At 65.2% G+C, this 8,440-nt stretch carries 8 protein-coding genes and 1 pseudogene; 2 read left to right on the top strand and 7 right to left on the bottom strand.

Annotated elements, in window-relative coordinates:
- The 5 genes and pseudogenes from LH128_RS26685 to rpsF form a co-directional block, all read right to left on the bottom strand.
- Window positions 1-482: pseudogene (locus LH128_RS26685) on the bottom strand (AMP nucleosidase); the annotation flags it as partial.
- Between the two features lie 167 nt (window positions 483-649).
- Window positions 650-1,234 carry a GNAT family N-acetyltransferase gene (locus tag LH128_RS26680; protein WP_008832809.1) on the bottom strand — a complete coding sequence of 195 codons (585 nt, stop codon included), beginning with the start codon at window positions 1,232-1,234 and terminating at the stop codon, window positions 650-652.
- Window positions 1,235-1,463: 229 nt separating this feature from the next.
- The gene (gene rplI, locus LH128_RS26675; RefSeq protein WP_008832808.1) at window positions 1,464-2,060 is read right to left on the bottom strand and encodes a 50S ribosomal protein L9; all 597 of its coding nucleotides are present in this window, start codon (window positions 2,058-2,060) and stop codon (window positions 1,464-1,466) included.
- Between the two features lie 15 nt (window positions 2,061-2,075).
- Window positions 2,076-2,300, bottom strand: a complete 225-nt coding sequence (rpsR, locus tag LH128_RS26670) for a 30S ribosomal protein S18 (protein ID WP_007686754.1) — start codon at window positions 2,298-2,300, stop codon at window positions 2,076-2,078.
- Window positions 2,301-2,305: 5 nt separating this feature from the next.
- Window positions 2,306-2,668 (bottom strand): 30S ribosomal protein S6, encoded by a 363-nt coding sequence (gene rpsF / locus LH128_RS26665; RefSeq protein ID WP_008832807.1) that lies wholly within the window; start codon window positions 2,666-2,668, stop codon window positions 2,306-2,308.
- A 380-nt stretch (window positions 2,669-3,048) separates the two neighbouring features.
- Here rpsF and LH128_RS26660 point away from each other — a divergent pair, with 380 nt between their 5' ends.
- The gene (locus LH128_RS26660; RefSeq protein WP_008832806.1) at window positions 3,049-5,703 is read left to right on the top strand and encodes a M1 family metallopeptidase; all 2,655 of its coding nucleotides are present in this window, start codon (window positions 3,049-3,051) and stop codon (window positions 5,701-5,703) included.
- Between the two features lie 141 nt (window positions 5,704-5,844).
- Here the strand turns inward: LH128_RS26660 and LH128_RS26655 are convergent, their stop codons facing one another.
- Window positions 5,845-7,080 carry a polyhydroxyalkanoate depolymerase gene (locus LH128_RS26655; RefSeq protein ID WP_008832805.1) on the bottom strand — a complete coding sequence of 412 codons (1,236 nt, stop codon included), beginning with the start codon at window positions 7,078-7,080 and terminating at the stop codon, window positions 5,845-5,847.
- Between the two features lie 110 nt (window positions 7,081-7,190).
- On the opposite strand from LH128_RS26655, the gene LH128_RS26650 reads away from it, so the two are divergent.
- Window positions 7,191-7,850 carry a glutathione S-transferase gene (locus LH128_RS26650; RefSeq protein ID WP_008832804.1) on the top strand — a complete coding sequence of 220 codons (660 nt, stop codon included), beginning with the start codon at window positions 7,191-7,193 and terminating at the stop codon, window positions 7,848-7,850.
- 444 nt (window positions 7,851-8,294) lie between these two features.
- On the opposite strand, the gene LH128_RS34805 is transcribed toward LH128_RS26650, so the two are convergent.
- Window positions 8,295-8,440 (bottom strand): flagellin (locus LH128_RS34805; protein ID WP_008832803.1); only part of this gene is annotated, 146 nt, incomplete at its 5' end.

Below are 8,440 nucleotides of genomic sequence, written 5' to 3'. Positions count from 1 at the left end.
TCGTCCTCGGCGGCGAGGAAGGTGCCGTCGGCGATCTCGTCGCCGATCATCGCCAGTTCGGTGCTGGGGAAGTGGCTCGCCAGTTCCTGCGGGGTGACTGTGCCGACCGATACGCCTTCGAGCACGTAGGGGAAGGGGATCTCCTGCGTGGACGCGGCTACCTCGAATTCCACTTCGTACTCGGCCTCGATCAGCGCGAGCTGTTCCTCGAGGTAGGAGGCGAAGAGGTGCGGGCGGGTGACGGTGGTGGCGTATGTGCCGGCCATCTCGAGCCGCCCGAACGCGCGCGAGGCGCGGGCGTTGAGTTCGGTGCCGCGATACGTGATCCGCAGCTCAGGATATGTCCAGAGGCGGTTCGCGCGGCGATCTGCTGGGGGGAGGGTGCCGTTCTCTACGAAGGCGGCGATATCGGCCTTGAGAGTGGAAACGGCGGCTTCGTAAACGCGGACCAATTCCGCGATGGTTTCTTTCATCTTCTGCATGGCCATCTATTACGCATTCCGTGCTGCGGCGCAATAGGGGGCGATATGGGCAGGGTGATGACGGTGTCCTTGCGTCGTCCCGGACTTGATCCGGGACCGCTGGCCGTGAACAACCCAGCTTTCCGCGCACTGGAAGATCGTGCCTAAAGACCGCCAGCGGTCCCGGATCAAGTCCGGGACGACGACAGCTCCAGCGAGAGATACGTCACCGTCTTGCCGTTCTCCAGCAGCGCCTCGCCGATGGGCGTGAAGCCGAGGGCGGCATGGAAGGCGTCGGAAGCCGGGTTGGGCGGATCGGAATTGACCTCGCAGACCACGCGCTCGTGGCCCGCGGCGCGGGCCGCTTCGAAGAGGCGGGCGTAGAGTTGGCGAGCCAGGCCCCGACCGCGCGCTTCCGGGGCGACGACGACGCGGTCGACGTAGACGAAACTGGCATAGCGCCGTTCGAACCGGCGGTAGTTGGCGCTGTCGTATGCGGCCCCGGGCGCGAAGGCGAGGAGCAGGGCGTCCACGGTTCCGATCCGCGCGGCGAGGAATGCCTCCTCCACCAGCATCGCCATGCGCGCTTCGTCGGCGAAGGAGAGTTCGACGGCGTGGGCGTTGTTGAGCGCCAGCATCGCGCCGCGCAGAGATGCGTCAGTGCGGTAGTCGGCGGGGGTGACGGAGTGGATCATGGTTTTCCGGGTCTGCCCGGCCGAGGGGGCTTCGACAAGCTCAGCCTGAGCGGGATTTGGATTTTCATTGATCGTCATTGCGAGCGCAGCGAAGCAATCCAGAGCGGCGCTGAATTGCCCTGGATTGCTTCGCTGCGCTCGCAATGACGAAGGGGGCATCGGATGCTCTGAGAGCCTGCTCTCAACACCGCTCAGGCTGAGCTTGTCGAAGCCCCATGGGCACGAACCAGCATTGCGCCAAAAGGAAAAGCCCCCGTTCCGCTTGGGAACGAGGGCTTTGCTATTCCTCGGTAACCGAAGGAAAGGCTCAGGCCTGCGCCTCGCCCTCTTCCTCGGTTTCCTCGACCGCGATTTCGCCGGGTTCGGCGTTCGGGTCGTAGGCTTCGGTGAAGCCCGAGACGTCCTGTTCGAACATCGCGGCCATCACGTCCACGCCCTGCGACTGCAGTTCGGCTTCGTCGGGCGAACGGGCGACGTTCACCTTGACGTTGACCGCAACTTCGGGGTGCAGCGAAACCTTGACGTCGAAGATGCCGAGCGTCTTGATCGGGCGCTCGAGCACGATCATCTGCTTCGACACGTTCGCGCCTTCGGCGTTCAGGCCGTCGACGATGTCGCGGACCGAGACCGAACCGTAAAGCTGGCCCGAGTTCGACGAGGCGCGGATCAGGACGATCTGCTTGCCTTCGACGTTGCCCGAGTTGGCTTCGGCAGCCGAACGACGCTCAGCGTTGTCGGCTTCGATCTTGGCGCGGTTGGCTTCGAAGACCTTCTTGTTCGCGTCGTTGGCGCGGAGGGCCTTCTTGTTCGGAAGCAGGTAGTTACGGGCGTAACCGTCCTTGACCGAGACGACGTCGCCGATGGCGCCGAGCTTCTCGATGCGTTCCAGGAGGATGATCTGCATGGGTAGGTCCCTCCCTTACTTCACGATGAAGGGAAGCAGGCCGATGTGGCGGGCACGCTTGATAGCCTGGCCCAGCTCACGCTGCTTCTTTGCGGAAACCGCGGTGATGCGGCTGGGGACGATCTTGCCACGCTCGGACATGAAGCCCTGAAGCAGACGAACGTCCTTGTAGTCGATCTTCGGCGCGTTCTTGCCCGAGAACGGGCAGGACTTGCGGCGGCGGAAGAATGCACGTGCCATGGAAATCAGTTCCCTTCACGTTCGCGACGGCGAGTACGCTCGCGGTCGGTCTTGCGCATCATGACCGAAGGGCCTTCCTCGTGCTCGTCGACGCGGATGGTCACGTAGCGGATGACGTCTTCGTTGATCTGCGTCTGGCGCTCGAGCTCGGCGACGACGTCGCCCGAAGCCTCAATGTTCAGCATCACGAAGTGAGCCTTGCGGTTGCGCTTGATCTTGTACGCGAGATTCTTGAGGCCCCAGGTCTCGGTCTTGACGACCTTGCCCTGGTTCGACTCGACGATCTCAGTGGCGGCGGCGGCAAGCGCATCGACTTGCGCCTGGCTGAGGTCCTGGCGTGCCAGGAACACGTGCTCATATAGAGCCACGGCAGCTTCCTTTATCTAGTCTAACCGATCGCTGGCGACTCGCGGGATTGCGAGGCCCCTCCGGCTTTCTTTGGGTTTCCCTGTGTCCTCGGACTTTGGGGAAGGGGCGCGCTTAGCGGATTTTGGACGGAATGCAAGCGCGGTGTGGGCAGAGAAGGGGGAAGCCCACCCCCGGCCCCTCCCGCAGGCGGGAGGGGAGAAGTGAGGTCAGCCCTCCCGCTCGCGGGAGGGCTGGAAGGCTTGGCAGCTTGCTGCCTAGCCGGACGGGGTGGGCCCTGTGACTCCCGCAGCGTTTAAAATTGCACATAACAGGTAAATTGTTGCGCGCTCACGACAGGACGTTAGCAAGGCGTCATCCCCCCATCTGGTGTGAGTCGTCCATGAAGAAACCGTATCGTCGCGCCGCGCTGGCGCTTCTCGCCGGCGTTGCCCTCCCGTTTTCCGTTTCAGCGCAGGAAGTTGGCACTGCTTCCACGACCAAGGGCGCAACGGCGGAGACGGTGACCACGCAGCTTCCGCGCAGCGTTCGCCCTAGCCACTACGACATCACCGTCACTCCCGATGCCAAGGCGATGACCTTCGCGGGCAAGGCGGCGATCACGGTCGACGTGGTCGAGGCGACGCAGACCATCACGCTGCAGGCGGCCGAGTTGACGATCGCCAAGGCGGCACTGACCAAATCGGGCAAGAAGGCCGGCACGCCCACCGTCTCGCTCGACGAGGCCGCGCAGACCGCGACCTTCACGTTTGCCAAGCCCATCGCGCCGGGCAGCTACGTGCTGGCGATCGACTATGCGGGCAAGATCAATACGCAGGCCTACGGCCTCTTCGCGCTGGACTACAAGGCGGCGGACGGTTCGGCCAAGCGCGCGCTGTTCACCCAGTTCGAGAACTCGGACGCGCGCCGCTTCATGCCTTCGTGGGACGAGCCGTTCTACAAGGCGACCTTTAGCCTCAAGACGATCGTGCCGACCGAGGAAGTCGCCGTGGGCAACCTGCCGGTGGAAAGCCGCAAGGATCTGGGGGGCGGCAAGACGCTGGTGACCTTCGGCACCAGCCCCAAGATGTCGACCTACCTGCTGTTCTTCGGCCTCGGCGATTTCGAGCGCAAGACCAAGATGGCGGGTGATACCGAAGTGGGCGTGCTCACCAAGAAGGGCGATCTGGCGCAGGCGGATTACGCGCTGGGCGCCTCGGCCGACCTGCTGCCGTGGATGAACGAATACTTCGGCGAGAAGTACCCGTTGCCCAAGCTCGACCACATCGCGGCGCCGGGTCGCAGCCAGTTCTTCTCCGCCATGGAGAACTGGGGCGGCATCTTCTACTTCGAGAACGCGATGCTGCTCGATCCCAAGATCGCGTCGAACGCGCTGCGCCAGCGCATCTTCACGGTCGTCGCGCATGAAATGGCGCACCAGTGGTTCGGCGATCTCGTCACGATGTCGTGGTGGGACGACCTGTGGTTGAACGAGGGCTTCGCCTCGTGGATGGAAAGCCGCGCGGCTGCGAAGTTCCACCCCGAATGGCACCCCGAACTGACCGCCACCGGCGAGCGTGAGCGCGCCATGGACCAGGACGCCTACGTCACCACCCACCCGATCATCCACCACATCGCGACAGTGGAAGAGGCCAGCCAGGCCTTCGACAACATCACCTACGCCAAGGGCGAGGCGGTGATCCGCATGCTCGAAGCCTATGCCGGTTCGGACGAGTGGCAGAAGGGCGTGCAGGCCTACATGGCGCGCTACAAGCACTCCAACACCGTCACCGACGACCTGTGGCGCGAGATCGACAAGGCTTCGGGCAAGCCGATCAGCCAGATCGCGCACGACTTCACGCTGCAGCCGGGCATTCCGCTGGTGAAGGTGACGTCCTCGTGCGCCGCCGGTTCGACGACGCTGGCGCTGGAGCAGGGCGAGTTCACCCGCGACCGCGCCGACAAGCAGCCGCTCGCCTGGCGCGTGCCGGTCAGCGCTGCGGGCACGGACGACACCAGGGCCGAGACGCTGCTGCAGGGCAAGGGTTCGCTCAAGGTCGCGGGCTGCGGTCCGGTCGTCGTCAATGCGGGCCAGTCGGGCTACTACCGCGTGCTCTATGATGCGAAGACCTTCGCGGGTCTGGTCAAGGGCATCGCTTCGGTGCAGCCGGTCGACCAGCTCGGCATCCTCAACGATGCGGTGGCGCTCGGCTACGCGGGCAACCAGCCGATGGCCGACATGCTCGACGTGGTGAAGAACCTGCCCGCCAATGCCTCGCCGCAGGTGATGGAGCGCGCGGCCAAGGTGATCGGCGGCCTAGCCGACTTCGCCAAGGACAACGCGAAGCGCAAGGCGGCTCTCTCGCGCTTCGCCACGAAGCGCCTGCTGCCGGTGCTGAACACGCTGGGCTGGGAGCCGAAGGCGGACGAGCAGGCCACCGCCGGCGACCTGCGCGCCACGCTGATCGACACGCTGGGCGCGCTGGGCGAACCCTCGGTGGTCGCCGAGGCACGTCGCCGCTTCGCCGATCCGGCCTCGATCGATCCCTCGGTGAAGGTGGCGGTGCTCACCGTCGTCGCGAAGAACGCGGACGCGGCGACCTGGGACAAGCTGCACACGATGGCGCAGGAAGAGACCTCGGCGCAGGTCAAGACCACGCTCTACTCGCTGCTGGGCCGCGCCAACGACAAGGCGCTGGCCGACAAGGCGCTGGCCCTGTCGCTCACCGACGAGCCGGGCGTGACCACCAGCCCGGTGATCGTCAGCGCCGTCGGCGGCGAGCATCCCGAGCAGGCGTTCGACTTCGTCCTCGCCAACTACGATGCGGTGATGAGCCGCGTCGATAGCTCGGGTGCGACGCGCTACGTCGGGCGTCTGGCCACCGGCAGTTCCGATCCGGCGATGCCGGCCAAGCTGGATGCTTATGCGAAGCAGCGCCTCGCGGCCGGTTCGCGCCGTCCGGTGGACGAGGCGATCGCCAAGATCCAGAACCGCATCCAGGTCGGCCAGACCCGCATGCCGGAAGTGGACGCCTGGCTGGCCAAGCAGGGGTATTGAGGAGCGCTTCATCCTCCCCGTCGCGTAGCGATGGGGAGGGGGACCACCGCCGCAGGCTGGTGGAGGGGGAGCTGACGCCCCCTCCGTCAGCCCTGCGGGCTGCCACCTCCCCATCGCTTCGCAACAGGGAGGATTTGGCTATCAGGCCATCGCCAGGATCATGGCTCGCACTTGCGGATAGACCTCGCGCTCCCACTTCGAGCCCGAGAACACGCCGTAATGCCCCACGCCCGGCTGCAGGTGGTGCCGCCTCAGGTGGGGCCTCAGGCTGGTGCACAGCAGGTGCGCCGCCGCCGTCTGGCCCACCGCGCAGATGTCGTCGCGCTCGCCCTCGACGGTGAGCAGCGCGGTCTTGCGGATCGCCGCGCAGTCCACCCGGCGGCCGCGGTGCACCAGTTCGCCCTTCGCCAGCTGCGCCTGCTGGAACACCCGGTCGATGGTTTCGAGGTAGAATTCCGCCGTCATGTCCAGCACCGCGAGGTACTCGTCGTAGAAGTCCTCGATCTTCGCCGCTTCGTCCATCTCCAGGTCGGCGAGGTGCTGGTAGAGCTTGCGGAACTGCGCATTGTGCCGCCCCATGTTCATCGACATGAACGCGGTGAGCTGGATGAACCCCGGATAGACCTTGCGTCCACCGCCCTTGTAGCGCCACGGAACGGTGTGGATGAGGTTGTTTTCGAACCAGTCGTAGCTCTGCGCATTGGCAAGCTCGTTCACCACCGTGGGGGATTCGCGTACGTCCACCGGCCCGCCAAGCAGCGACATGGTGCGCGGCTGGCACGGGTCGTCGTCCTGCGCCATGATGGCCACCGCCGCCAGCACCGGCACGCAAGGCTGGCACACCGCCAGCACGTTGGCGCCGCGTTTCGCCGCCGGGTCGCCGATCTCCTGCAGGAAGCGGATGACGTAGTCGATGTATTCGTCCAGCCCGAACTTGCCCGCCGACAGCGGCACGTCGCGCGCGTTCTTCCAGTCGGTGATGTAGACGTCGTGGTCGCGCAGCAGCGTCGCGACCGTATTGCGCAGAAGCGTGGCGAAGTGGCCCGAAAGCGGCGCCACCACCAGCACTTTGGGTTGCGGCGTGGTCACCTCCGGCTTGGCGAAGTGGAGCAGATCGCCGAAGGGCAGGGCCAGCGCCACGTCCTCGACCACCGGCGTCATGGTATTGCCGCAGAGCACTTCATCGATGTCGTAAGGCGGGCGCTTGTGGGTGATCGTCGATTTGTCGAACGTCTCGGCCAGAGCGAAGAGGCGGCGCGCCATCGGCATCGTCTTCGCCCCGCCCAGGAACTTGTCGCGAAAACCGGTCGCCGCGCGTGCGGTCAGGCGCGCCGGGGTCAGGACGTCGCAATAAGCCTGGTAGGCGTCATAGAGCATCCGCAATATCCCTCAGGCACCTCGCGATTCGGCGAGTGTGCACGCAAACGGTTGTACAATCATGCTGCGCTGCATCATAACCCGATGCAAGCTGAATGAAGGGGCAGGTCATGGTCGATTCCGGTGCTACGCTGACGATCTCCAGCAAGACCTATTCGGCATGGTCGCTGCGCGGCTGGCTGCTGTGCCGTCTTGCCGGGCTGGAGGTGACCGAGAAGATGGTCGCCAACGATGCCGCCAACCGCGCGGAACTGCTGCTGCTCTCGCCCTCGGTGCTGGTGCCGCGCCTGACGTGGCAGGGAGCGAGCGTGTGGGACACGCTGGCGATCGCGGAGTTCCTCAACGAGCGGTTTCCCGATGCGCAGATGCTTCCGGCCGACCCGATCGCACGAGCGCATTGCCGCTCGATATCGGGAGAGATCCACTCGGGCTTCACCAACTTGCGCTCGGCGCTGCCGATGAACCTGAAGGTGCGCCATGCGAAGTTCCCGGTGTTCTCCGGCGCGCGTCCCGACATCGAGCGGATCGAGGCGATTTGGCTCGAGTGCCTCGATCGTTACGGCGGCCCGTTCCTGTTCGGGGCGCAGCCGACCGTGGCGGACGCGATGTATGCCCCGGTGACGACGCGCTTCGTCAGCTACGCGGTGGCGCTGCCGGAACCGTGCGAGGCCTATTGCCTGACCATCGCCGAATGGGACCCGATGCGCGAATGGATCGCCGCCGCCAAGGCCGAGCCGGAAGAGATGGAAGAACTCGACGTAGAGTTCTGAGCATCCTCCCTGTCGCGAAGCGATGGGGAGGGGGACCGCCCGCGAAGCGGGTGGTGGAGGGGTTGATCCCCCTCCGTCAGCGACTGCGTCGCTGCCACCTCCCCATCGCTGCGCGACAGGGAGGATATGCCTGGTCCGCTTTCCTACACCAGGCGGCATCCGATACATTGCGCCCCATGCCCTGCCGAACCGCCTCGCACTCCACAAGGTTACACCACAAGGTGACACTTCCTTCGCGTAAGGTGACACATCGTCCGCAAAATGTGTCACCTTACGCTCCTAAGGTGACACATTCCGGCCCTAAGGTGACACCTTTGCCCTCTGGACCGTGTAAACCGTGTAAACCTGTCACCTTGTGCAGACACGGAAACGCCCGACGGTCGGGGGAAACGACCGCCGGGCTTCCGGGCCTTCCGGGGGACGGGAAGGCTTGTATCCAGTCTCTTAGCGCAGCAGCGAGAGGACGTTCTGCTGGCTCTGGTTGGCCTGTGCGAGCATCGCGGTGGATGCCTGGCTGAGGATCTGCGCCTTGGCCATCGCGGTGGTTTCGGCCGAGTAATCGGCGTCCTCGATGCGGCTGGGGGGGGGGG

Source organism: Sphingomonas sp. LH128 (assembly GCF_000293195.2).
In the GTDB taxonomy this organism is placed as follows: Bacteria; Pseudomonadota; Alphaproteobacteria; order Sphingomonadales; family Sphingomonadaceae; genus Novosphingobium; species Novosphingobium resinovorum_A.
This window is presented reverse-complemented; position numbering and strand designations above follow the sequence as displayed.